Below are 24,560 nucleotides of genomic sequence, written 5' to 3'. Positions count from 1 at the left end.
GCGCCCCCCCGGGGAAAGATTTGCTGCGACCGCAAAGACGGGTATCCTTTGCCCGAATCTGAGGCAGGGGGAGGACGCTATGTCCGGCGAATGGTGGCGTGGCGCCACGATCTACCAGATCTATCCGCGATCCTTTCAGGACAGCAACGGCGACGGCATTGGCGATCTGCGCGGTATTACGCGCAGGCTGGATCATGTGGCCTCTCTAGGCGTGGACGCGGTGTGGCTGTCGCCGATCTTCACCTCGCCGATGGCCGACATGGGCTATGACGTGGCGAATTACCGCGACATCGACCCGCTGTTCGGCAGCCTTGCGGATTTCGACGCGCTGGTGGCACGGGCGCATGATCTGGGGCTGAAGGTCATCATCGATCAGGTAATCAGCCATAGCTCGGACCGCCATCCGTGGTTTGCGAACTCGAAAAAGCGCGGCGCGAAGGCCGACTGGTATGTCTGGGCCGATCCGCGCCCCGATGGCGCACCGCCAAACAATTGGCAATCGGTCTTTGGCGGTCCGGCTTGGGAATACGCCCCCGAGCGCGGCCAGTATTACTTGCATAACTTCCTGATTCAGCAACCGGATCTAAACCTGCGCAACCCCGAGGTTCAAGACGAGATGCTTGACGTGTTGCGGTTCTGGCTTGACCGGGGCGTCGATGGCTTCCGGCTCGATACGGTCAATTACTACATCCATGACGCCGCGCTGCGCGACAATCCCCCGATGCAGCCCGACCCCGAGCGTTGGCCGCCGGTCAATACCTACGACATGCAGGACCACCTCCACGACAAGAACTGCCCCGAGAACCTGGCGTTTCTGGCGCGCATCCGCGCCTTGCTGGACTGCTATGACGACCGCTGCCTTGTGGGCGAGGTCGGTGAGCAGCCGCACCGCGCGCTCTCGCTGATGGAGGAATACACGAGGGGCAACGACCGGCTGCACATGGCCTATAGCTTCGACATGCTCGGGCCCAAGTTCAGCGCCGCGCATTTCCGCTCGCGGATTGAGGGGTTCTTTGCGGGCGCACCGGATGGATGGCCGTCGTGGTCCTTCTCGAACCACGATGTGAACCGGCATGTAACGCGGTGGGCCGCGTTCGGTACGGCGGATGCCATCGCACGGCAGGCCATCGCGCTCCTCGCCTCATTCGAGGGGACGATCGGCATTTATCAGGGCGAAGAGCTTGGCCTGCCAGAGACCGAGCTTGAGTATTACGAGTTGACCGATCCGCCCGGTCTACGCTTCTGGCCCGAGAACAAGGGCCGCGACGGGTGCCGCACGCCGATGGTTTGGGACGGCTCCTCCCATGCGGGCTTTTCCACGGTCAAGCCCTGGTTGCCGGTGAAGGCCCCGCAGGCTGCACTGAACATGGAGGCGCAGGAAGGGGCTGCGGGTTCGGTCCTGCACCACTACCGCACGATGCTCGCGTTCCGGCGCGCTGAACCTGCCCTGCGTTCCGGCAAGACCGAGTTTCTCGACGCACCCGAGCCAGTGCTGGCGTTTCGCCGCACGCATGGCTATGACACGCTGACCTGCGTGTTTAATCTGGGGCCGGACCGCGTCACCCTGCCCGCTCCGGCCGGTTCACCCGTTGGTCCGGTGCTGGCAGCCCAGATCGACAAGGACACCCTGACGCTTGGCCCCAATGCGGCAATCTGGCTGCGCGCCTAGGCCTCACGCCGCGGGCAGGATCACGCTGAAACGTGAGCCCTTGCCCTTTTCGCTCTCGATCTTCAGGCGCCCGCGGTGGCGCGCGACGATATGCTTGACAATGGCAAGGCCAAGCCCAGTGCCGCCCTGCTCGCGCGAGCGGTGGGTGTCGACGCGATAAAACCGCTCGGTCAGGCGCGGAATGTGAATAGGGTCAATGCCCTCGCCCGAGTCGATGACATCAACGCGGTAAGCCGGGCCACGCTGCACCGGTTCATGTGCGATCTTCTCGACGACCACGCGCACCTCGCCGCCCGCACCGCCGTATTTCACCGCGTTCTCGATGAGGTTCGAGAAGACCTGCGTCAGCTGGTCGGCATCGCCCGTCACCCGCAGCGGCCCCGGCTCGCCCTCTCGCTTGATCTGCACTTTCGCTGTCTCGGCCACCGGTTGCAACGTCTGGATAGCGCCGCGCAGAACATTCGCCAGATCGACCTGAGCGGTCGGGCGGCGGCGCTCCTCGGCCTCGACGCGGCTGAGCGAGAGCAGATCGCCGACCAAACGGTTCATCCGCCCCGCCTCGCGCGCCATGATGGTGAGAAACCGATCCCGCGCGACGGGGTCATCCTTGGCCGCCCCGCGCAACGTCTCGACGAAGCCGATCAGCGCGGTCAAAGGCGTGCGTAACTCGTGGCTGACGTTGGCCACGAAGTCGCGCCGCATCGCCTCGGCCTCTTCGGTCGCGGTGATATCCTCGATGGAAATCAGTGCGGCGACCTTTCCAGGCCCGCCGGACTCGTCCAGCGCGATCGGCGCGACCGACACCAGGGCGACCATCTCGCGCTCGGGGCTCGACAGGCGCAGCCGCACCCGATCCGAGGCCTGCGCGCGCAAGGCGCGCTCAAGTGCCTCATTCAGTGCGGGCTGACGCAAGACAGTGACGAAGGGGCGTCCCTCCAGCCCCGTCCCAAGCAGCGCCTGCGCGCCCCGGTTTGCCGCGACAATCTTTTCGCGCGCATCCACGACCAGCACCGGAAGCGGAACAGCCTCCAGGACCGGCAAGATCGTCGCCATGCTCATCCGCGCCCCCCGTTCGTTTCGCCTGCGCAGAATCTACAAAACCCCGGTTTTGTAAACCTTTGAACTCTTTAGTCTTGAGATAGCCTAAAATTCGCCTTAAACCGGAGCGTGTAAATAGTGCCGGGCTGCTCGCCTAAGTTTGTCTAATAATGGCATTCGTTCAGGAACGCTTGATGGCAAAGCTCGATCCGCCCCGGCCGGACACGCGTAGAATTCGCACAGAAATTCGCGACGATCTTGGCGGACGTCGTATTCTGATCGTCGAGCCAAGCGGGGATCTGCCCAATACGCTGAACAATCTCGCGGGTGGAGCGGTGACAATCGCACGCTTTTCGTCGCTAACGGCTGACCTGCTGATGACCACAGCGCCCGAGGTGGTTCTCTCGCCGCTGATGACCACCGATCACGATATTCTTGATCTGGCCAAGCGGCTGGAAGAGCTGGGCTTTCAGGGCGCGCTGCGCGCCTTCTGCCCGCCCCTGCCGAATGCGCGGGTGATACTTACCGAGGTGCGGCAGATCTGGCCCGAAGGGGATTTCGACATTCTCGAAGTTCACCCCCGCCCCGACTGACGCTCAGGGCAGGAAGAGGCGGCGGAACACCCAGCCGCTGACAATCGCGAAGAACGCCCCCAGGAAAACATAGCCGGTGCGGAACGAGGCTGCCGCCGCTAGCAGCGGCACGGCCGTAATCAGGATACGGACCCAGAGCGCGCGAAGGGCGGGGCTTTGCGGATCAAGCAGCATCAGCCCACCGCCTTCATGCCACGGGCGTAGCGCGCGGCGTTTTCGCGGTAATGCTCGGCCGATTTCAGAAGGCGCGCCTGCGCCTCGGTATCGAGTTGGCGCACGATCTTGCCCGGCGCACCCATCACGAGGCTGCCATCGGGGATCTCCTTGCCTTCGGTAATCAGCGCGCCCGCGCCGATCAGGCAGCCCTTGCCGATCTTCGCGCCGTTAAGGATCGTCGCGCCCATGCCGATCAGGCTGCCCTCGCCGATGATGCAGCCATGCAGCATGGCCTTGTGCCCGATGGTGCAATTCGCGCCGATGACCAGCGGATAGCCCATGTCGGTGTGGATCACGACGTTCTCCTGAACGTTCGAACCACGGCCCACGCGGATTTCCTCGTTATCGCCGCGCAGCGTGCAGCCGAACCAGACCGAGGCCTCGTCTTCCAGCACCACCTTGCCGATCAGGTTGGCATCAGGGGCGACCCAGGCGCCCTGCCCCAGAACCGGCACCACTCCGTCGAGTTCATAGATCATCGCGCTTCAAACTCCTTGTTCAGCCCGCGCACGAATTCCGTCAGACCGGGGCGACGGTCGGCGCGGGCGCGCTCGGCCGTCAGGATGGTCTTCAGTTCCGCCTCGGCAGTATCCACATCGTGGTTGATGATGACATAGTCATACTCGCCCCAATGGCTGATTTCATCGCGGCTTTTTGCCATCCGGCCGGCGATCACCTCGTCGCTGTCCTGCGCGCGGCCGCGCAGGCGCGATTCCAGATCGGCGATCGAAGGCGGCAGGATGAAGATCGACACGACATCCTTGGCCAGCGTCGAGCGGCGGATCTGCTGGCCGCCCTGCCAGTCGATATCAAAGAGCGTATCGCGCCCCTCGGCCATCGCGGTCTCGACCGGACCTTTGGGCGTGCCGTAGAAATTGCCGAAGACCTCGGCATGTTCCAGCATCCCGCCTGCGGCCACCATTGCCTCGAACTCGGGCTTGGTCTTGAAGAAATACTCGCGCCCGTCCACCTCGCCCGGACGCGGCGCCCGCGTCGTGGCCGAGACCGAAAATTTCAGCGTTGGGTCCCAGGCCATCAGGCGCTTTGCCAGCGTCGATTTGCCGGCCCCCGAGGGCGAGGACAGGATGATCAGCAGGCCACGGCGCGCGATCTCGGTCATTGGTCACTCCACGTTCTGGATCTGCTCGCGCATCTGGTCGATCACGTGCTTGAGGTCAAGCCCGATGGCCGTCAGCCGCGACGAGCCGGATTTCGAGCACAAGGTATTGGCCTCGCGCACGAATTCCTGCGTCAGGAAGTCAAAGCGCCGCCCAACGGGCTTGGGATCGGCCAGCAGGTCGCGCGCGGCGGCGATGTGGGCGCGCAGGCGGTCGATTTCTTCGGTCACATCACCCTTGACGGCAATCAGGGCGAGTTCCTGCGCTACCCGGTCACGGTCGGCGCCGCCTGCGCCCTCGACCACGCGAGCAAGGGCCGCGGTGATGCCTGCCTCCCAATCGGGGCGACGGGCCTCGGCGGCCTTGGCGGCGGCTTCGGTAAGCTCGGCGATCCGGGTCAGTTGCGCGGCGATCACAGCGCCGATTTGCGCGCCCTCTGCCGCGCGCATGGCTGCGAACTTGGCCAGCGCGCCTTCTAGCGATGCGATCAGCGCGGCCCGCAAAGCGGAGGGGTCGTCCATCTGCGCGGGGCCTTGCTCCAGCACACCGCGCAGCGTCAGCACATCGGCGGCGGTCGTCTGCGCCAACGCCATTCCCTCGGTTGTCGCCACGCTTTCGATCTCGCGCAGCGCGGCAAGCGCGGCGCGCATGCCACTCCCGCTCAGCCGCAGCCCTTCGGCGGCATCAACCCGGGTCAGGCGCAGGTTGGCCGAGATATTGCCCCGCGCCGCGAACTGTCCGACCGCTGCGCGCACGAAAGGCTCCAGCCCCTCGACATCAGGCAGACGCAGCCGCAAATCCAGCGCCTTGCCATTGACCGAGCGGATATCCCAGCTCCAGTCGTAGCCCTGCCCGCTGCCCTGCGCTGCCGCAAAACCAGTCATCGAAATCGTTGCGATCTGCTTTTCCATCCGAGGCTTAACCATTTGGATACTTATTTTCCCACAGCGCCCCGAGACGGGGTATTAAGAGTTCAGTAAGCATTTCGCTCCTGCGGTCAACCGTAAGACCGAGTCGGCAGAAGTCCATGGAGCCTTTTGGCCGCTCCGCGCGGCCCGACCGACCGGTGATCAGATGAAGCGTGACGACGATACCCCCTGGAATTCCCTGCGACCAGCCGAGACGAGCACCCGCGTGCTTGCGGATCTGCGCAGCTATTGGGAGGGGCTGCGCTGCGGCCGCATCGTCCCGGCGCGCGCCGATATCGACCCGCGCCGGATCGAGGAGCAGTTGGAATTCGCCTTCGTGCTGGAGCGTATCGCCCCCGGCATCGCGCGGTTCCGCATCGCCGGACAGCACCTGACCCGCCTGATGGGCATGGAGGTGCGCGGCATGCCCCTGTCGGCGCTGGTCACACCGCCAACGCGCGACTTGCTTGCCCAGGTGACCGAGCGTGTCTTTGCGACCCCCGCCGTGGCCGAAATTGAGCTGCGCGCGCAAACCGGGCTTGGGCGCCCCGCCCTGAGCGGCCGGATGCTGCTGCTGCCGATGTCCTCGGGCATGGGCACGATTGACCGCGCGCTCGGTTGCCTTGTGACGGATGGGCGGCAGATCGGCCTGACGCCCCGGCGCTTTAGCTGGGCGGGCAGCTCGGTCACGCGCATCGCGGCAGCCTCGGAAAGCGTCGCGCAGGGCTTTGGCGAACCTGCCGCGCTGTTCGAGGCGCAAGACGAAACCCCGGAAATGCGCCGCGCGAGGTTCCGCATCGTGACCTCGGGCGAATGAAAAAGGCCCGAGGCTTGCGCCTCGGGCCTTCTTGTTCAGCAGATCGCTGCGATCAGAGCGAGGCAGCCTTGGCCAGCGCGCGGCGATCTTGCAGCTCTTCCGCGACCAGGAAGGCCAGTTCCAGCGACTGCGAGGCGTTCAGGCGCGGGTCGCAGGCGGTGTGGTAGCGGCTCGACAGATCCTCGTCCGAAACGGCGCGCACGCCGCCGGTGCATTCGGTCACGTCCTTGCCGGTCATCTCGAAATGCACGCCACCGGGGATCGTGCCCTCGGCCTTGTGGATATCGAAGAACTCACGCACCTCGCGCAGGACCGAGTCGAAGGGCCGCGTCTTGAAGCCCGAGGCCGACTTGATCGTGTTGCCGTGCATCGGATCGCAGGTCCAGAGCACATTGGCGCCCTCCTCCTGAACGGTGCGGATCAGGCGCGGCAGGTTGTCACCCACCTTGCCCGCGCCGAAACGCGCGATCAGCGTCAGGCGGCCCGCTTCGTTTTGCGGGTTCAGCTTGGCCATCAGCACCTTGAGGTCTTCGGCCGTGGTGGTCGGCCCGCACTTGAGACCGATCGGGTTCTGCACACCGCTACAGAATTCGACATGCGCGCCGTCGGGCTGACGGGTGCGGTCACCGATCCAGATCATGTGGCCCGAACCCGCAACCGGCAGGCCGGTGGTCGAGTCGATGCGGCACAGTGCCTCTTCATATTCCAGAAGCAGCGCCTCGTGGCTGGTGTAGAAATCGACCGTGCCAAGCTCATGCGCGGTTTCCGAGGTCACGCCGGCCGCCGCCATGAAGTCCATCGCATCCGAAATCTGCTGGGCCACCTTGCGGTAACGCGCGGCCTCGTCCTCGTCGGTGAAGTTCGAGATCCACGATTGCACGCGGTGGATATCGGCATAGCCGCCGGTCGAGAAGGCGCGCAGCAGGTTCAGCGAGGCCGCCGCCTGCGTGTATGCCTGAAGCATCCGGCTCGGATCCGGCAGACGGGCCTCCATCGTGGCATCAAAACCGTTGATGATGTCGCCACGGTAGCTCGGGTATTCGACTCCGCCGATCATCTCGGTGGGGGCCGAGCGCGGCTTGGCGAACTGGCCCGCCATGCGGCCGACCTTGATCACCGGAACCTTCGCGCCCCATGTCAGCACGATCGCCATTTGCAGCATCACCTTGAAGGTGTCGCGAATGTTGTCGGCTGAGAATTCCGAGAAGCTCTCGGCGCAGTCACCGCCTTGCAGCAGGAACGCCTCGCCGCGCGCAGCCTTGGCCAGGTCGGCCCGAAGCCGACGCGCCTCGCCCGCAAACACGAGCGGCGGCATTTTCGCCAGTTGCGCCTCGACCGCGTTCAAAGCCGCCTGGTCGGGATAGTCCGGCATCTGCACCCGCGGTTTCGCGCGCCAGTCCGATTTCGTCCATCCCTTGCCCATCTTCGCCTCCGAGCATTCAAAAAAACTGTCTGGCGCTTATAAGACGTGCCGTTAGCGAGAACAAACCCGTTTTTCGCGCGAGGTCACGTTTGTGTGGCCATCCGATCCCCTCTTGCGAGACGCCACGTTCCCTGCTTCTGTCATTTGAAACGACAACAAACAGGTCGCAAATGCGCATTCCCTCGACGGCCCCCCGCACTCATACGCGCCCCGCACCCTCGCAGGGGACTGTGCGGCTGCCGCCGCTAGAGCGCCCGCGGCGCTTCATTTTCCTGCTGCTTGACCGCTTCACGATGATGGCCTTCGCCAGCGCGGTGGAGCCTTTGCGCCTTGCAAATCAGGTGTCCGGGCAGAAGCTTTATGACTGGAAGCTGGCCTCCGAGGATGGTCAGGACGTGACCTGCTCGAACGGCGTGCGGATGCGCGTTGATATGGGCCTGTCAGAGGTCACGCGCGACGACACCGTGATGGTCTGCGGGGGAATCGATGTCGCCGAGGCGACGACCAAGCCGATCCTGAACTGGCTGCGCCGCGAGGCGCGCCGGGGCGCGGCCGTCGCAGGGCTCTGCACCGGGGCCTGGGCGGTTGCGAAAGCAGGCCTGCTTGATGGCAAGCGCGCGACGATCCATTGGGAAAATCAGGACAGCTTCTCGGAGGATTTCGAGGAGGTGAAGCTGACCAAGTCAGTCTTCGTGATCGACGGCAACCGGCTGACCACGGCAGGCGGCACCGCCTCGATCGACCTCATGCTGAAACTGATCGCGCGCGATCACGGCGAGGGGCTGGCCAATACCGTGGCCGACCAGCTGATCTACAACTCGATCCGCACCGACCAGGACAGCCAGCGCCTGTCGATCCCGACCCGCATCGGCGTGCGTCACCCCAAGCTTGCGCAGGTCATCGCGCGGATGGAAGCCAATATCGAAGAGCCGATCAGCCCCGCCCGCCTGGCCGAGGAAGTAGGCATGTCCACCCGCCAGCTCGAGCGGCTGTTCCGCCGCTACCTCAACCGCTCGCCCAAACGCTATTACATGGAAATCCGGCTGCAAAAGGCGCGCAACCTGCTGATGCAGACCGAGATGAGCGTGATCAACGTCGCGCTGGCCTGCGGCTTTGCCTCGCCCTCGCATTTCTCGAAATGCTACCGCGCGCATTACCAGACCACGCCCTACCGCGAGCGCGGAACCTCGGGCGGTGCCGCCGAGGAGATCGAGGACGACTCTGTGTTCGATGCGCTTGATCTGGACGACGAAGATTTCGAATAGATCTGCGTGTTCAGGGGCGGCATCGAAGATTCTTGCGCCGCCCCTGCCTAAATCCACAGAAAATTTGCCCAACCGGTCGATTACTGGCGTCACAAAGCAACTCAGCCCTATTTTCTTTTGTGATCCCTCGCTCTAATTTTGCCGAGGCTCTGTTCCAACATGGGAGTGAACAAATGAAAAAGCTGCTTCTCGCTACTGCCGCCGCTGCGCTGACCGCAGGCGGCGCTTTCGCCGAGGATGTAAAGCTGGGTATCTCGCTGGGCTTCACCGGCCCGCTCGAATCCATGTCGCCGGCAATGGCGCAGGGTGCCGAGCTGGCGATGAAGGAAGTCTCGGATTCGGGCAAGTTCATGGGTGGCGCGGCCGTCGTTCCGGTGCGCGGCGACTCGACCTGCGTTGACGCGGCTGCGGCAACCGCCACCGTCGAGCGTCTGGTCACCACCGAGGGCGTGAAGGGTGTCGTCGGCGGCATGTGCTCGGGCGAAACCACCGCCTCGCTGCAAAACGTCGGTATCCCGAACGGCATGGTCATGATCTCGCCGTCGGCCACCTCGCCCGCGCTTTCGACGCTTGAGGACAACGGCCTGTTCTTCCGCACCGCACCGTCGGATGCGCGCCAGGGCGTCGTGATGACCGAGATCATCATGGAGCACGGCATCAAGTCGGTCGCCGTGACCTACACCAACAACGACTACGGCAAGGGCCTGGCCGACAGCTTCGCCGAAGCCTTCAAGGCCGCTGGCGGCACCGTGACCATCGTCGCGGCGCATGACGACGGCAAAGCGGATTACTCGGCCGAAGTCGGCGCGCTGGCCTCGGCCGGTGGCGACGCGCTGGTGATCGCGGGCTACGTCGACCAGGGCGGTTCGGGTATCCTGCGCGGCGCGCTGGATACCGGTGCGTTCGAAACCTTCGTCTTCCCGGACGGCATGATCGGCGACACGCTGCAAAACAACTTTGCCGCCGAAGTGAACGGTTCGTTCGGCCAGATCCCGTCGTCGGAAGGCGCTGGCAAAGAGAAGTTCGTCGAAATGGCGACCGCCGCCGGCTTCGATGGCACCTCGGTCTATTCGGGCGAGGCCTATGACGCCGCTGCTCTGATCATGCTGGGCATGGCGGCCGCCGGTTCGACCGACCCGAGCGTCTATAAAGACAAGATCATGGATGTGGCCAACGCTCCGGGCGAGCCGATCCTGCCGGGCGAGCTGGGCAAGGCGCTTGAGCTGATCGCCGCTGGCACCGACATCGACTATCAGGGCGCGTCCTCGGTTGAGCTGATCGGCGCGGGCGAGTCCTCGGGCACCTTCCGCGAAATCGAGATCAAGGACGGCAAGATCGAGACCGTGAAATACCGCTGATACGTCGCGGCTGAAACCGAGACAGCCCGGAGAAATCCGGGCTGTTTCCTTTGAAAACAAAGCCTAAAATGGCATTCTTCATGTAAATCATGAAGTTAGGGGACTGCATGATCCGGGTTGAAAACCTGCACAAGCACTTTGGCGGCTTTCGTGCCGTCGATGGCGCTTCGCTCGAGATCGCCAAAGGCTCCATCACCGGGCTGATCGGCCCGAACGGAGCTGGCAAATCCACCCTATTCAACGTGATCGCCGGGGTTCACAAACCGACCTCGGGGCGCGTGACGATGGATGGCGAAGACATTTCCGGCCTCGCGCCGCACGAGCTGTTCCACAAGGGGCTGCTGCGCACCTTCCAGATCGCGCATGAATTCCCGTCGATGACGGTGCGCGAGAACCTGATGATGGTGCCGGGCGGTCAGGCGGGTGAGACGCTGTGGAACGCCTGGTTCCAGCGCGGGCGCATCGCGCAAGAGGAAGCGGCGCTTCTGAAGAAAGCCGATGAAGTGCTTGATTTCCTGACGATATCGCATCTCAAGGACGAGAAGGCCGGGAACCTCTCGGGCGGCCAGAAGAAGCTGCTCGAACTTGGCCGCACGATGATGGTCGAAGCCAAGATCGTCTTTCTGGACGAGGTCGGCGCGGGCGTGAACAGGACGCTTCTGAACACGATCGGCGATGCCATCGTGCGCCTCAATAAAGAACGCGGCTACACCTTCTGCGTCATCGAGCACGACATGGATTTCATCGGTCGCCTCTGCGACCCGGTCATCGTGATGGCCGAGGGCAAGGTTCTGGCCGAGGGTTCGGCTTCCAGCATCATGCAAAACGAGGCCGTGATCGAGGCCTACCTGGGCACCGGCCTCAAGAACAAGGTCAAGGCCGAGAAGGAGGCACAGGCATGAGTTTCCTCGAAGCCGAGAACATGACGGGCGGCTATGGCGCCGCCGACATCCTGCACGGCTGCACGCTGAAGGTCGAGAAAGGCCAGATTGCGGTCATCGTCGGCCCTAACGGTGCTGGCAAGTCCACAGCGATGAAGGCGGTCTTCGGGATGCTGAAGCTGCGCGGCGGCCATGTGAAGCTGGATGGCGAAGACATCACCACCCTTTCCCCGCAGGAGCGCGTGCGCAGGGGCATGGGCTTCGTGCCGCAGGTCAACAACGTCTTCCCGACCATGTCGGTCGAGGAGAACCTCGAAATGGGAGCCTTCATCCGCAGCGACGATTTCCGCGGCACGATGGAGCAGGTCTATGACCTCTTCCCGATCCTTAAGGAAAAGCGCCACCAGAACGCGGGTGAGCTATCGGGCGGTCAGCGCCAGCAGGTGGCCGTGGGCCGCGCGCTGATGACGCAGCCCAAGCTTCTGATGCTCGACGAACCCACCGCGGGCGTGTCGCCCATCGTGATGGACGAGCTGTTCGACCGGATCATCGAAGTCGCCCGCACCGGCATCTCGATCCTGATGGTTGAGCAGAACGCGCGCCAGGCGCTTGAGATCGCGGACCAGGGCTATGTGCTTGTCCAGGGCGCGAACAAATACACCGACACCGGGGCCGCGCTGATGGCCGATCCCGAAGTCCGCCGCACCTTCCTGGGGGGCTGAGATGGATTTTCTGAACGCGATCGTCGCGATCCTCAACTATGTCGTCGTGCCAGCGACCGCCTATGGCGCGCAGCTGGCGCTTGGCGCGCTTGGCGTCACGCTGATCTACGGCATCCTGCGCTTTTCGAATTTCGCCCATGGCGACACCATGGCCTTCGGCACCGCGATGACGATCCTCGTCACCTGGGGGCTGCAAAAGCTGGGCCTGCACTTCGGCCCGCTGCCGACGGCCCTGATCGCCCTGCCCTTCGGTATCGCGATCACGGCGGCTCTCGTGCTGGCCACCGACCGCGCGGTATATGCCTATTACCGCAAGGTGCGCGCGGCGCCCGTGATCCTCGTCATGGTCTCGGTGGGCGTTATGTTCGTGATGAACGGCGTCACCCGCTTCGTGATCGGCGTGGATGAGATCCAGTTCGCCGATGGCGCCCGCTTCGTCATCTCGGCCAAGGGCTTCCGCGAGGCAACCGGCTTGGCCGAGCCGCTGGCAATCCGCACCACGCAGGTGCTGACGGTGGTGCTTGCGGCACTGGTCGTCTGGGCGCTGTTCTGGTTCCTCAACAAAACCCGCACCGGCAAGTCGATGCGCGCCTTTTCGGATAACGAGGATCTGGCGCTGCTGTCCGGCATCAACCCCAACCATGTCGTCGCGGTGACCTGGATCATCGCCGCCGCGCTCGCCACCACGGCGGGGGTGCTTTACGGCCTCGATAAAAGCTTCAAGGCCTTCAACTACTTCCAGCTTCTGCTGCCGATCTTCGCCTCAGCGATCGTGGGTGGCCTTGGCAACCCGCTTGGCGCCATCGCGGGTGGCTTCATCATCGCCTATTCCGAGGTCGCGGTAACCTACGCCTGGAAGAAGGTCGCCACCTACGCGATCCCCGGCTTCGAGGCCGAGGGCCTGATGCAGCTCCTCTCGACCGAGTATAAATTCGCCGTCAGCTTCGCGATCCTGATCATCGTCCTGCTGTTCAAACCCACGGGTCTTTTCAAGGGGAAAGCGGTATGAGCCAACACCAACCCACCGCCGCAAAGGGTGGCGCGCTGCGTGCGCCGCTGTTCTTCCTGATCATGGCCGGGCTGATCATGATCGAGGGGATGACTTCTGGCTGGAACGGCGCGCTTGGCATCCTCAACATGGGGCTGATCTCGGCGATCCTCGCGCTTGGCGTGAACATGCAATGGGGCTACGCAGGCCTCTTCAACACAGGCGTGGTCGGTTTCATCGCCCTTGGCGGCCTCGCGCCCGTTCTGATCGCCATGCCCCCCACACCCGGAGCCTTCGCGGCCGGCGGTTGGCAGATCCTGATCGGACTGCTGATCGCGGTCGGCAGCCTCGTCCTGACGGTCTGGCTGAACGGTCGCCTCAAGGGCAAGACCCGCGCGCTTGGGGTGATCGCAGTGCTGGTCGCAGGCTTCTTCCTATACCGTGCGGTCTTCGACCCGGCGGTCGAGGCCGTCCAGTCGATCAACCCCTCGGCGCTTGGCTATCTCGGCGGCCTCGGCCTGCCCACGCTCTTTGCCTGGCCGGTCGGAGCACTTCTCGCCGCGGGCGCCGCCTGGGTCATCGGCAAGACCGCGCTCGGCCTGCGCTCGGACTACCTCGCTATCGCCACGCTCGGCATCGGCGAAATCATCGTCTCGGTCCTGCGCAACGAGGAATGGCTGGCCCGGGGCGTTTTGAACGTGAACGGCATCCCCCGCCCCTGGCCCGTCCCCTACGAGATCGCCCTCCAGGAAAGCCCCGCTTTTGTCGAGCGCATGGCCGCCCTCGGCGTCGATCCGGTGACCGGCTCGACTGTCCTGGTGAAGCTGCTCTACACCGGCCTTTTCGTGATCGTGCTGGCGCTTCTGCTGATCGCCGCCCAACTCGCGCTGAACTCGCCCTGGGGCCGCATGATGCGCGCCATCCGCGACAACGAGATCTCGGCCGCGGCCATGGGCAAAAACGTCACCCGCCGCCACCTGCAGATCTTCGTCATCGGCTCCGCTGTAATCGGCCTTGCCGGCGCGATGATGATCTCGCTCGATGGCCAGATGACGCCCTCCAGCTACAACCCGCTGCGCTACACCTTCCTGATCTGGGTGATGGTTATTGTCGGCGGCTCGGGCAACAACTGGGGCTCAGTCCTCGGTGGCGTGCTGATCTGGTATCTCTGGATCAAGGCCGAGGTCTGGGGCCCCGACCTCATGAGCCTGATCACCGATCAACTCGCCGATGGCGCGGTCAAACGGCACCTTGTCGATTCGGCGGCGCATATGCGCCTGATCGTTATGGGCCTCGTGCTGATCCTCGTGCTGCGCTTCAGCCCAAGGGGGCTGCTACCCGAACGTTAAAAACGACCGAAACGGGGGGCCACGCGCCCCCCTTTCAATTCTTCTTGGCTCAAATACCTCGGGGGTCTGGGGGCAGCGCCCCCGGCCTCTTGCTTTCCGCACCTTCCCCGCCTATTCCCCGCACATGACCCAGCACCAACGCCTCCTCATCATCGACTTCGGCTCCCAGGTCACGCAGCTGATTGCGCGCCGCCTGCGCGAGTTGAACGTCTATTGCGAAATCCACCCCTATCAGAACGTGACCGACGCGTTCCTGGCCGATTTCGCCCCCAAAGCGATCATCTTCTCGGGTGGACCGGACAGCGTCACCCGTGAGGGCTCCCCCCGTCCGCCGAAATCCGCCTTCACCCTTGGCGTGCCGATCCTCGGGATCTGCTATGGCCAGCAGGTGATGATGCAGGAGTTGGGCGGACTCGTAGAAAGCGGCCATGGCACCGCCGAGTTCGGCCGCGCCTTCGTCACCCCCACGAGCGCGAACCTCGCCATTCTTGATGGATGGTTCACCGAGGGCCGCGAGCAGGTCTGGATGAGCCACGGCGATCACGTCTCGCGCATAGCCCCGGGCTTTGAGGTTTACGGAACCTCGCCCGGCGCGCCCTTCGCGATCACCGCCGATCTCAAGCGCAATTTCTTCGCCGTGCAGTTCCACCCCGAGGTGCACCACACCCCGCGCGGCGCAAAACTCTACGAGAACTTCATCCGCCTCGCGGGCTTCACTGGCGACTGGACGATGGCCTCCTACAAGGATGACGCCATCGCCAAGATCCGCGAGCAGGTCGGCGACAAGCGCGTGATCTGCGGCCTTTCGGGCGGCGTTGACAGCTCGGTCGCGGCCGTGCTGATCCACGAGGCGATCGGCGACCAACTCACCTGCGTTTTCGTGGACCACGGCCTGATGCGTCAGGGTGAGGCGGGCGAGGTTGTCTCGATGTTCCGCGACAACTACAACATCCCGCTGATCGCCGCCGACGAGTCCGAGCTGTTCCTGGGCGAGCTTGAGGGCGTCACCGATCCCGAGGTCAAGCGCAAGACCATCGGCCGCCTCTTCATTGACGTGTTCCAGAAATACGCCGACGAGATCGAAGGCGCCGAGTTCCTCGCTCAGGGCACGCTCTACCCCGACGTCATTGAATCGGTCAGCTTCTCGGGTGGCCCCTCGGTCACCATCAAGTCGCACCACAATGTGGGCGGCCTACCCGAGAAGATGGGTCTGAAGCTGGTCGAGCCGCTGCGCGAACTGTTCAAGGACGAAGTTCGCGCCCTGGGCCGCGAGCTTGGTCTGCCCGAGAAGTTCATCGGCCGCCATCCCTTCCCCGGCCCGGGACTCGCCATCCGTTGCCCCGGCGAGATCACCCGCGAAAAGCTCGAGATCCTGCGTCAGGCCGATGCGGTCTATATCGACCAGATCCGCAAACATAACCTGTATGACGAGATCTGGCAGGCCTTCGTCGCGATCCTGCCGGTGCGCACCGTAGGCGTGATGGGCGACGGGCGCACCTATGACTACGCCTGCGCACTGCGCGCCGTGACCTCGGTCGATGGCATGACCGCCGACTACTACCCCTTCACCCATGAGTTCCTTGGCGAGACCGCCACGCGGATCATCAACGAGGTCAAGGGGATCAACCGGGTCACCTACGACATCACCTCGAAGCCCCCGGGCACGATCGAGTGGGAATAAGTCATCAGGCCCGCGTCGCAAGATGCGGGCCTTTTGCTATGGAGGCTCAGATGACGCTTTATCTTTCCGGCCGTCTGATCTGTTCCGACGCCGCACAGGCCGAGATCGTCCGCGCGCGTCTGCCCGAACATATCCGCCTGACACATCTGGAACCCGGCTGCCTGAGCTTTCAGGTCGCCCAGACCGCTGACCCGCTCGTCTGGGCGGTTGAGGAGGCCTTCACCGACCGCGCCGCATTCGACGCGCATCAGGCGCGCACCCGCGCGAGTGACTGGGGCCATGTCACCACGGGCATTCCCCGCGAATACGAGATCCGCGAGGATTAAGCCTTCGCGGCCTTCTTCGCCTCAACGACCTTCTCGGCCAGATCTTTGGCGATGGCGAAGGTGCCCTTGATCTTGTCGTTGTCCGAGGTCCAGTCGCGCTGAATGACAACCTTGTTGCCGTTGATCCGGGCCTGACCGCGCTGCGCCTGAAGGAACTCGACCAGCCCCGCCGGGTTCGGGAACTTGTCCCCGTGGAACTGGACGGTCGCCCCCTTCGGCCCGGCATCGAGCCGCGCGATATGGGCGCGCTTGCACATGCCCTTGATCCGAATGACCAGCAAGAGGGTGTTCACCTCTTTCGGCAGCGGACCGAAACGGTCGATCAACTCGGCGGCAAAGCCTTCCAGCTCGACCTTGGTGGTCAGGCCCGACAGACGCCGGTAAAGGCCAAGCCGCACGTCGAGGTCGGGGACATAGACCTCGGGGATCATCACCGGCACGCCGATATTGATCTGCGGCGACCATTCGCCATCGTCGCCCGCCTCGGTCAGCTCGCCCGATTTCAGCTTGGAGATCGTCTCTTCCAGCATCGCCTGGTAAAGCTCGTAGCCGACTTCCTTGATATGGCCCGACTGCTCCTCGCCCAACAGGTTCCCGGCGCCGCGCAGGTCAAGATCCTGGCTGGCAAGGTTGAAGCCCGCGCCGAGGCTGTCGAGGCTGCCCAGCAACCGCAGCCGCTTGGTCGCTTGCGGCGTCAGCGGCAGGCGCGGCTTGGTGGTCAGATAGCAATAGGCCCGCAGCTTCGAGCGCCCGACCCGCCCGCGGATCTGGTAAAGCTGGCTCAGGCCGAACATATCGGCGCGGTGGACAACCATGGTATTCGCGGTCGGAATATCCAGACCGGATTCGACGATGGTCGTGGCCAGCAGCACATCGGCCTTGCCGTCATAGAAGGCGTTCATCCGGTCATCGAGTTCCCCCGCCGCCATCTGCCCGTGGGCTACCATGTAGCTGACCTCGGGGACGTGCGTTCTCAGGAACTCCTCGACGTCGGCCAGATCCGAGATGCGCGGCACCACATAGAAGCTTTGGCCGCCACGATAGCGTTCGCGCAGCAGCGCCTCGCGGATGGTGACGGCGTCGAATTCGCTCACATAGGTGCGGATCGCGAGACGGTCCACGGGAGGCGTGCCGATGATCGACAGATCGCGCACCCCGGTCAGCGACAGTTGCAGCGTGCGCGGAATGGGCGTCGCGGTCAGTGTGAGCACGTGGATTTCCGAGCGCATCTCTTTCAGGCGCTCCTTGTGCTGCACGCCGAAGTGTTGCTCTTCGTCGATGACCAGCAGGCCGAGATTGCGGAATTTCACGCCCTTCGCCAGCACCGCATGGGTACCGATGACGATATCCACCGTGCCCTCGGCCAGCCCCGCGCGCGTCTCGTTCGCGGCCTTCGCGGACACGAAGCGCGAAAGCGGGCGCACGGTGATGGCGGTGCCGCGGAAACGCTCGGCGAAGGTCTTGTAGTGCTGGCGCGCAAGCAGCGTTGTCGGCGCGATCACCGCCACCTGCACCCCCGATTGCGCGGCAACAAAGGCCGCGCGCATGGCGACCTCGGTCTTGCCAAAGCCCACATCGCCCACGATCAGGCGATCCATCGGGCGGCCCGATTTCAGATCCTCGACCACATCGTCGATGGCACCCAATTGATCGTCAGTCTCGGCATATGGGAAGCGCGCGGCGAAGGATTCCCACTCGTGATGCGGGGCCTCAAGGATCGGCGCGGCGCGCAGAAGGCGCTCGGCGGCGATGCGCGTCAGTCGGTCGGCAATCTGGCGGATACGCTCCTTCAGTTTGGCCTTCTTGGCCTGCCACGCGCCACCGCCCAGCTTGTCGAGCAGCCCCTCCTCATGCCCGTAACGGCTGAGAAGTTCGATGTTCACCACCGGCAGATACAGCCGGTCGCCGCCGGCATATTCCAGCAGCACACAATCGAGCGGCGCTCCAAGCGCCTGCACCGTCTCAAGTCCCTTGTAGCGCCCGACGCCGTGATCGACATGGACCACCAGATCGCCGGGGCTGAGCGAGGTCGCCTCGGTCAGGAAGTTCTCGGCCTTGCGCTTCTTCTTGGGTCGCGTGATGAGACGGTCTCCCAGAACGTCTTGTTCCGAGATAACGGTCAGCCCCTCGGCCTCGAACCCCTGATCGAGCGCCCAGATCGTCAGGTTGACCCCCGGCTTGACCTCGCGCGCATCGCGGATCAGACGTGCGCCGGTCAGGCCCTCATCCTCCATCAGTCCCTTGAGGCGTTCGCGTGCGCCTTCGGACCAGGACGCCAGAACCACCGGGCCAAGCGCCAGTTTTGCCTCAACATGATCTTTCAGAGCGCGGAAAAGACTAACGTTTTCAAGTTGGCGTTCAGGCGCGAAGTTGCGACCGATCCGCGCCTCGGCGTTCAGGATGCCCGGCCCGGGAGGCGCGGACAGCACCTGCAAGCGCAGCACCCGGCGCCCGGCCAGCGCCGCGTCCCATCCAGCCTCGGAGAGATAAAGCAATTCGGGCGGCGCGGGCTTATAGACCGTATCCACCCGATCACGGCGGGTCATCGCCTCGCGGCGCGTGTCATACTGATCGGCGATGCTTTCCCAACGCGCATCGCGCTGCGGATCAATCTGGTCGTCGAGCATGATCGACGCCTCGGGGAGGTAATCAAAGAGCGTCTCGAGCCGTTCATGGAAGAAGCCCAGCCAATGTTCCATCCCGGCGTGCTTGCGGCCCGCGCTGACGGCTTCATAGAGCGGGTCTTCTGCCCCGCCCGCACCGAACTCGACCCGGTAATTCTGCCGAAAACGTGTAATCGAGGCCTCGTCGAGAATGACCTCGGAGACAGGCGCGAACTCAACCACCTTGAGCTGTTCGGTCGTGCGCTGCGAAACCGGATCGAAGCGCCGCGCGCCTTCGAGCACATCGCCAAACAGATCCAACCGCACCGGCCCGGCCTCGCCCGGCGGGTAGATGTCGATGATGCCGCCGCGCACGGCATAGTCGCCGGGCTCGGATACGGTCGAGGCAGGCGAAAATCCCATACGCGCCAGAAATTCGCGCAAGGCCTTTTCGTCGATCCGCCCGCCGACCTTTGCGGTAAAGCTGGAACCCGCAACAAGATCGCGCGCGGGCACGCGCTGCATGGCCGCGTTGAGCGTGGTCAGCAGCACGAACGGCCCCGGCACACCCGCCACAAGCGCGGCAAGCGTCGCCATACGCGTGGCCGACACATCGGGATTGGGCGAGACGCGATCATAAGGCAGGCAATCCCAGGCCGGGAAATTCAGCACCACTGCCTCGGGCGCGAAAAAGGCAAGCGCTGCGCGCATCGCCTCCAGCCGCCGGTCGTCGCGCGCAATATGCACGACGGGCCGCCCCCGCGCCAATTCCTTGGCGATCAGTTTGCCGTCAAAGCCCTCGGGGGCACCGGAAAGTACAAAATGCTCCATCGCGCTGAGGTATCCGCCTGCTGCCCGGTGTCAAGAGTGCTTAGCCGAAGGTCCAGAGCCGGAAGTTTTGCATCATCCCCCAGAGTGCCGTCACGATGATGGCCAGAATGCCGATCGCTTGGATCTTGAGCCGATGAAAGGCCAGTGCCTTCGCGATGTCATCGGGGTCGGGCTCGGCCTTCAGGGTCGGGTTCAGCCGCGCGGCGGCGCGCAGGCTCAGCAGTCCCACGCAGGCCAGCGGCAACAGGATCAGCACCGTCGCCTGAGCGAACTCGGCGCCGTAACCGAAGCCGAGAACCAGCAGGCTCGTCAGGATAAATGGCACCATCACAGCCAGAAATATCCCGCCATCGCGCCAGATCGTCAGGATACGCGTGACGCTTACACGGGTCATCGCGACCAGCTCCACCCCGGCCTGCCCACCCTTGCGCCGCGCGCGCAGCACCATGTCGAAGGGAACCCCCAGCACCCAGTGCGAGGCCGAAGACCATGTCACCGCCAGCGCGATCCAGTACCACAAATTGGAAAAGGAACGCATGTCGATGACGGAAAAGAGCGTATCGAGAATACTCAAAGGCGCCTCTGCCAATTGCTTTGGCCCGACACTAGACCATCAGGCGGGGCAGTCAAATTCTTAGCGTCGCAGGGGCGACGCTTTGACTTGTTCCGGGGCGCGATCCGTGGCACCTCCTTGGGCAGCCAGAGGAGTGAGAGCCATGAATCCGATCCTTCCGCCCTTCCCGCATACCCGCCTGCGCCGTATGCGCCGCACGCAGGCCCTGCGCGATCTGGCGCAGGAAAACCGGCTGAGCGTCAAGGACTTGATCTGGCCGATTTTCATCACCGACGTGCCCGGCGCGGATGTCGAGGTCTCGTCGATGCCGGGTGTTTTCCGCATGACGCTTGATGGTGCGGTGCGTGCCGCCGAAGAGGCCGCGAAGCTTGGCATCCCGGCGCTCTGCCTGTTCCCCTACACCGACCCTGCGGTGAAGACCGAGACCTGCGAGATGGCCTGGAACCCCGAGAATATCTCGAACAGGGTGATCCGGGCGATTAAGGCCGAGGTGCCCGAGATCGCGATCATGACCGATATCGCGCTCGACCCCTATAACGCCAACGGCCATGACGGGCTGGTGCGCGACGGCGTGATCCTGAACGACGAGACGGTCGAGTGCCTGGTGAAAATGGCAATCGCACAGGCCGAGGCCGGTGCCGATATCCTTGGCCCCTCGGACATGATGGACGGCCGCATCGGCGCCATGCGCGCAGCCCTGGAGGCAGCGGGCCATTCCGATGTGACGATCCTGAGTTATGCGGCGAAATATGCCTCGGCCTTCTATGGCCCATTCCGCGATGCGGTGGGGGCGACGGGCGCGCTCAAGGGTGACAAGAAGACTTATCAGATGAACCCGGCCAATAGTGACGAGGCAATCCGTCTGGTTGCGCGCGATCTGGCCGAGGGCGCGGATATGGTCATGGTCAAGCCCGGGATGCCCTATCTGGATATCTGCCGGCGGGTGAAGGATGCCTTCGGCGTGCCGACCTACGCCTATCAGGTCTCGGGCGAGTATGCGATGCTGATGGCGGCGGTGAAGAACGGCTGGCTCGACCACGACAAGGTAATGCTGGAAAGCCTGATGTCCTTCCGCCGGGCGGGTTGCGATGGCGTTCTCAGCTATTTTGCCCCTGCCGCCGCGCGACTTCTGGCGCAAGGCTGATCGGCGAAGGCTTGCCGTGACACTCAAGAACAAGTGACAAGGGTCCGTTTGTGCCCTATAAGTTGTGTCCAACGGGCCACGACAAGGCTCGACCCAAGAGCGGAGCAGCATATGACGAACCTTTCCAGACGCAGCGTCCTTGTGCTTGGTGGAGCGGGGCTTGGCCTTGCCGCCTGCGGTAACGGCATCGGCAGCAGCGGCGCTGCGCGGATTGACGCGCGGGTGGACGCGACGCGCGACTACCTGATCCAGAAATACCCCGGCACGCAGGATTTGATGCGCAAGGCGGTGGGCGTGCTCTACATGCCGCTGATCACCGAGGCTGGCTTTGGCATCGGTGGCTCCTACGGTCAGGGCGCCCTGCGGATCAACAATGTCACGGTCGATTATTACTCGGCGGCCTCTGCGTCCTTTGGGTTCCAGATCGGCGCGCAGCAATATGCCCATGCGTTGTTCTTCATGACCGAGAACGCCCTTGCCGATTTCCGCCGCGCCGATGGCTGGGAAGCCGGAGCGGATGCGCGTTACGCCCTGCCCGACCGTGGCGGCGCGATCGGTGCCGACACCACGACGTCTCTGGCACCTGTGATTGCACTAGTGTTCGGTCAGGCAGGCCTGATCGCCGGGGCGACGCTTGCGGGCACCAAATACTCCCGGATCATCCCCTGATCCGGGCACCGGGTGCGCGTTCGTCGCGCGCCCTCAGCTTCCGTAGATGATGCGAACGTAGTTCTTGGTTTCGCGGTAAGGCGGCACGCCGCCGTGCTTTTCCACGGCCTCGGGGCCTGCGTTATAGGCGGCCAGAGCAAGGCGCCAGCTACCGAAACGATCATACATCATCCGCAGATACCTCGCACCGCCCTCAAGGTTCTGGCGCGGATCATGCGGGTTGACCCCCAGATTTGCGGCCGTGCCGGGCATCAGTTGCGCTAGGCCGCGCGCGCCCTTGGGCGACACCGCGTTCGGGTTCCAGCCGCTTTCCTGCTGCACAAGGCGTAGGAACAGATCCTCGGGCACGCCATGGCGGTTCGCGGCAGCACGGGCGACGGGCATATACTCACCCTTGTAGCGCCCGGTATAGCGCGGCATCGCGCCCGAGATCTCGGTCAGCAGATCAGACTTGGGCTTTAGCCGCGTCGAGTTTTCATACTGCGTCGCCGCCCGGATATCGAGCACGCGGGTCTGGTTGCGAAACAGCATGGTGCGGGATTTGGAGGAACTGCCGGACAGCGAAAGCCCCTCGGCATGGGCAACGGAGATCGGGCCCGGTGCCAGACTCACCGTCAGGCACACCGCCATCAGACCGGCCAATTTCCGCATTGGTATCACCGCTCACTGCCCCGTAACGGGCGGCATTATACGCAAAAAGCCCTGCTTGGGAAGCGTGGCTTCAAAGCCCTCGGCGACGGCTTGCCGAGGACACATACGCGATCAAGGCGCCACAGGTTCACCCGCCTCTTCTGATCGGGCGGACCATGCTCTATACCCTTTTGGGACAAATCAGAATCGCCGCGCCTACAGGGACGCGGCCACCAAGGCGGAGGAATTCATGGCCGGCAGCGTCAACAAGGTCATTCTGGTGGGAAATCTGGGCCGCGACCCCGAGGTGCGCAGCTTCGCGAACGGTGGCAAGGTGTGTAACCTGCGCATCGCGACGTCCGAGACCTGGCGTGACCGCAACTCGGGTGAGCGCAAGGAACGCACCGAGTGGCATTCGGTCGCCATCTTCTCCGAACCGCTGGCGAAAATCGCCGAGCAGTATCTGCGCAAGGGCTCGAAGGTGTATATCGAGGGCCAGCTTGAGACCCGCAAATGGCAGGACCAGAGCGGCCAGGATCGCTACACGACCGAAGTCGTGCTGCGCCCGTTCAGCGGCAACCTGACCCTTCTGGATGGCCGCGACAGCGGCGGTGGCAGCCAAGGCGGCGGCTCCTATGGCGGTGGCCAGGGCGGCGGCTATGACGACGGCCCGTCCTATGGCGGCTCGTCGGGTGGGTCGTCGGGCGGTGGCCGCTCGGATTTCGACGACGAAATCCCGTTCTGATCGCTGGAATTCAAAGGGGCCCCGCGGGGCCCCTTTTCGTCTCAGTCGAGCTTGCGCAGCCGTGCCAGCAGCGACGACGTATCCCAACGCGCGCCGCCCATCTTCTGCACATCCTTGTAGAACTGATCGACCAGCGCGGTCACCGGCAGGCTCGCCCCGGTTTCATTGGCGGTGTCGAGGCAGATCCCCAGATCCTTGCGCATCCAGTCAACGGCGAAACCGAAATCGTATCGGTCGGCCTCCATCGTCTTGTAGCGGTTAGCCATCTGCCACGAACCGGCGGCCCCCTGGCTGATCACCTCGACCACGTCCGAGATTGACAGCCCCGCCTTTTCGGCGAAGTGCAGGCTTTCGGCCAGACCCTGCACAAGGCCCGCAATCGCGATCTGGTTGCACATCTTGGTCATCTGGCCCGCGCCCGACTCGCCCAAACGGCGGCAAATCTTGGCATAGGCCGCGATCACCGGCTCGGCTTTGGCGTAGTCATCGGCCGCGCCGCCGCACATCACCGACAGCACGCCATTTTCGGCCCCCGCCTGCCCGCCGGAGACCGGCGCATCGACAAACCCCAGCCCGGCGCCAGAGGCAGCCGCCGACAGTTCGCGCGTCACGGCCGCCGAGACCGTGGTGTGATCGACGAAGATCGCGCCCTTCTTCATCCCGGCAAAAGCGCCGTTTTCGCCAAGGCAGACCGCGCGCAGATCGTCGTCATTGCCCACGCAGGCCATCACGAAATCGCAATCGCGCGCCGCATCGGCCGGCGTGGCCGCCCATTCGCCCTTGTGATGGCGCACCCACGCCTCGGCCTTGGCGGCGGTGCGGTTGTAAACCGTCACGTCATGACCCTTCGCCGCAAGGTGACCAGCCATCGGGAACCCCATCACCCCGAGCCCAAGAAACGCAATTTTCGCCATAGTCACCCCTCCGTTATCCGCGTTGAACATTCGCTTAGCCTGACTTAGTAACGCTGGGGCCTGCGCCGTCAACTGCGGTGTCCGGCCTGCCCGATTGA

24 protein-coding genes are annotated in these 24,560 nt (G+C 64.1%); 14 read left to right on the top strand and 10 right to left on the bottom strand.

Translation table 11 applies throughout. The features are described from left to right. Window positions 1-79 precede the first annotated feature (79 nt). Window positions 80-1,669, top strand: coding sequence for an alpha-amylase family glycosyl hydrolase (locus LZA78_RS01835; protein ID WP_233675242.1), 1,590 nt, complete (start codon window positions 80-82; stop codon window positions 1,667-1,669). Window positions 1,670-1,672: 3 nt separating this feature from the next. Here LZA78_RS01835 and LZA78_RS01830 read toward each other — a convergent pair whose 3' ends face one another. Continuing rightward, complete coding sequence (locus LZA78_RS01830) at window positions 1,673-2,728, bottom strand: sensor histidine kinase (RefSeq protein WP_233675241.1); 1,056 nt, start codon at window positions 2,726-2,728, stop codon at window positions 1,673-1,675. Between the two features lie 173 nt (window positions 2,729-2,901). Here LZA78_RS01830 and LZA78_RS01825 point away from each other — a divergent pair, with 173 nt between their 5' ends. Then, on the top strand, window positions 2,902-3,300 hold the full coding sequence (locus LZA78_RS01825; protein WP_233675240.1) for a hypothetical protein: 399 nt from the start codon (window positions 2,902-2,904) through the stop codon (window positions 3,298-3,300). 3 nt (window positions 3,301-3,303) lie between these two features. Here LZA78_RS01825 and LZA78_RS01820 read toward each other — a convergent pair whose 3' ends face one another. From LZA78_RS01820 to LZA78_RS01805, 4 genes are read right to left on the bottom strand one after another with little or no spacing between them, the layout of a single operon-like run. Beyond that, on the bottom strand, window positions 3,304-3,474 hold the full coding sequence (locus LZA78_RS01820; protein WP_233675239.1) for a hypothetical protein: 171 nt from the start codon (window positions 3,472-3,474) through the stop codon (window positions 3,304-3,306). After that, window positions 3,474-3,995 carry a gamma carbonic anhydrase family protein gene (locus LZA78_RS01815; RefSeq protein WP_233675238.1) on the bottom strand — a complete coding sequence of 174 codons (522 nt, stop codon included), beginning with the start codon at window positions 3,993-3,995 and terminating at the stop codon, window positions 3,474-3,476. The genes LZA78_RS01820 and LZA78_RS01815 overlap by 1 nt, the downstream gene beginning before the upstream one ends. Then, window positions 3,992-4,627 (bottom strand): guanylate kinase, encoded by a 636-nt coding sequence (gmk, locus tag LZA78_RS01810; RefSeq protein ID WP_233675426.1) that lies wholly within the window; start codon window positions 4,625-4,627, stop codon window positions 3,992-3,994. The genes LZA78_RS01815 and gmk overlap by 4 nt, the downstream gene beginning before the upstream one ends. 12 nt (window positions 4,628-4,639) lie before the next feature. Next, the gene (locus tag LZA78_RS01805) at window positions 4,640-5,545 is read right to left on the bottom strand and encodes a YicC/YloC family endoribonuclease (RefSeq protein WP_233675237.1); all 906 of its coding nucleotides are present in this window, start codon (window positions 5,543-5,545) and stop codon (window positions 4,640-4,642) included. A 163-nt stretch (window positions 5,546-5,708) separates the two neighbouring features. On the opposite strand from LZA78_RS01805, the gene LZA78_RS01800 reads away from it, so the two are divergent. Then, the gene (locus tag LZA78_RS01800) at window positions 5,709-6,359 is read left to right on the top strand and encodes a PAS domain-containing protein (RefSeq protein WP_233675236.1); all 651 of its coding nucleotides are present in this window, start codon (window positions 5,709-5,711) and stop codon (window positions 6,357-6,359) included. Window positions 6,360-6,411: 52 nt separating this feature from the next. Here LZA78_RS01800 and LZA78_RS01795 read toward each other — a convergent pair whose 3' ends face one another. After that, window positions 6,412-7,782 carry a class II 3-deoxy-7-phosphoheptulonate synthase gene (locus LZA78_RS01795; protein ID WP_233675235.1) on the bottom strand — a complete coding sequence of 457 codons (1,371 nt, stop codon included), beginning with the start codon at window positions 7,780-7,782 and terminating at the stop codon, window positions 6,412-6,414. A 230-nt stretch (window positions 7,783-8,012) separates the two neighbouring features. Between LZA78_RS01795 and LZA78_RS01790 the strand changes: the two genes are divergently transcribed. The 8 genes from LZA78_RS01790 (at window position 8,013) to LZA78_RS01755 (ending at window position 16,352) form a co-directional block, all read left to right on the top strand. Beyond that, window positions 8,013-9,047 (top strand): GlxA family transcriptional regulator, encoded by a 1,035-nt coding sequence (locus tag LZA78_RS01790; protein WP_438811046.1) that lies wholly within the window; start codon window positions 8,013-8,015, stop codon window positions 9,045-9,047. 173 nt (window positions 9,048-9,220) lie between these two features. Further along, window positions 9,221-10,405 carry an ABC transporter substrate-binding protein gene (locus tag LZA78_RS01785; RefSeq protein ID WP_233675233.1) on the top strand — a complete coding sequence of 395 codons (1,185 nt, stop codon included), beginning with the start codon at window positions 9,221-9,223 and terminating at the stop codon, window positions 10,403-10,405. Window positions 10,406-10,512: 107 nt separating this feature from the next. Beyond that, complete coding sequence (locus LZA78_RS01780; protein ID WP_233675232.1) at window positions 10,513-11,307, top strand: ABC transporter ATP-binding protein; 795 nt, start codon at window positions 10,513-10,515, stop codon at window positions 11,305-11,307. Continuing rightward, window positions 11,304-12,008, top strand: a complete 705-nt coding sequence (locus LZA78_RS01775; RefSeq protein ID WP_233675231.1) for an ABC transporter ATP-binding protein — start codon at window positions 11,304-11,306, stop codon at window positions 12,006-12,008. The genes LZA78_RS01780 and LZA78_RS01775 overlap by 4 nt, the downstream gene beginning before the upstream one ends. A gap of 1 nt (window position 12,009) precedes the next feature. Beyond that, entirely contained in the window at window positions 12,010-13,017 is a 1,008-nt protein-coding gene (locus LZA78_RS01770; RefSeq protein ID WP_233675230.1) for a branched-chain amino acid ABC transporter permease, read from the top strand. Next, window positions 13,014-14,345, top strand: a complete 1,332-nt coding sequence (locus LZA78_RS01765; protein ID WP_233675229.1) for a branched-chain amino acid ABC transporter permease — start codon at window positions 13,014-13,016, stop codon at window positions 14,343-14,345. Before LZA78_RS01770 ends, LZA78_RS01765 begins: the two co-directional genes overlap by 4 nt. Window positions 14,346-14,469: 124 nt before the next feature. After that, complete coding sequence (gene guaA, locus LZA78_RS01760; RefSeq protein WP_233675228.1) at window positions 14,470-16,026, top strand: glutamine-hydrolyzing GMP synthase; 1,557 nt, start codon at window positions 14,470-14,472, stop codon at window positions 16,024-16,026. Between the two features lie 50 nt (window positions 16,027-16,076). Beyond that, window positions 16,077-16,352, top strand: coding sequence for a putative quinol monooxygenase (locus LZA78_RS01755; RefSeq protein ID WP_233675227.1), 276 nt, complete (start codon window positions 16,077-16,079; stop codon window positions 16,350-16,352). Here LZA78_RS01755 and mfd read toward each other — a convergent pair. Further along, complete coding sequence (gene mfd / locus LZA78_RS01750) at window positions 16,349-19,786, bottom strand: transcription-repair coupling factor (RefSeq protein ID WP_233675226.1); 3,438 nt, start codon at window positions 19,784-19,786, stop codon at window positions 16,349-16,351. The two genes, LZA78_RS01755 and mfd, sit on opposite strands and share 4 nt — an antisense overlap. 40 nt (window positions 19,787-19,826) lie before the next feature. Continuing rightward, entirely contained in the window at window positions 19,827-20,360 is a 534-nt protein-coding gene (locus LZA78_RS01745; RefSeq protein ID WP_233675225.1) for a component of SufBCD complex, read from the bottom strand. Between the two features lie 142 nt (window positions 20,361-20,502). Between LZA78_RS01745 and hemB the strand changes: the two genes are divergently transcribed. Then, window positions 20,503-21,504: a porphobilinogen synthase gene (gene hemB, locus LZA78_RS01740; RefSeq protein WP_233675224.1), complete on the top strand. Its 1,002-nt coding sequence runs from the start codon at window positions 20,503-20,505 to the stop codon at window positions 21,502-21,504. Window positions 21,505-21,615: 111 nt separating this feature from the next. Beyond that, on the top strand, window positions 21,616-22,173 hold the full coding sequence (locus LZA78_RS01735) for a lipid-binding SYLF domain-containing protein (protein WP_233675223.1): 558 nt from the start codon (window positions 21,616-21,618) through the stop codon (window positions 22,171-22,173). A gap of 33 nt (window positions 22,174-22,206) precedes the next feature. On the opposite strand, the gene LZA78_RS01730 is transcribed toward LZA78_RS01735, so the two are convergent. After that, window positions 22,207-22,824: a lytic transglycosylase domain-containing protein gene (locus tag LZA78_RS01730; protein WP_233675222.1), complete on the bottom strand. Its 618-nt coding sequence runs from the start codon at window positions 22,822-22,824 to the stop codon at window positions 22,207-22,209. A gap of 229 nt (window positions 22,825-23,053) precedes the next feature. Here LZA78_RS01730 and ssb point away from each other — a divergent pair, with 229 nt between their 5' ends. Next, the gene (gene ssb, locus LZA78_RS01725; protein WP_233675221.1) at window positions 23,054-23,548 is read left to right on the top strand and encodes a single-stranded DNA-binding protein; all 495 of its coding nucleotides are present in this window, start codon (window positions 23,054-23,056) and stop codon (window positions 23,546-23,548) included. A 41-nt stretch (window positions 23,549-23,589) separates the two neighbouring features. On the opposite strand, the gene LZA78_RS01720 is transcribed toward ssb, so the two are convergent. Continuing rightward, entirely contained in the window at window positions 23,590-24,462 is an 873-nt protein-coding gene (locus LZA78_RS01720; protein WP_233675220.1) for an NAD(P)-dependent oxidoreductase, read from the bottom strand. Window positions 24,463-24,560: the final 98 nt, after the last annotated feature.

The sequence above is a fragment of the Rhodobacter flavimaris genome (assembly GCF_021378075.1).
Lineage (GTDB): Bacteria > Pseudomonadota > Alphaproteobacteria > Rhodobacterales > Rhodobacteraceae > Rhodobacter > Rhodobacter flavimaris.
This window is presented reverse-complemented; position numbering and strand designations above follow the sequence as displayed.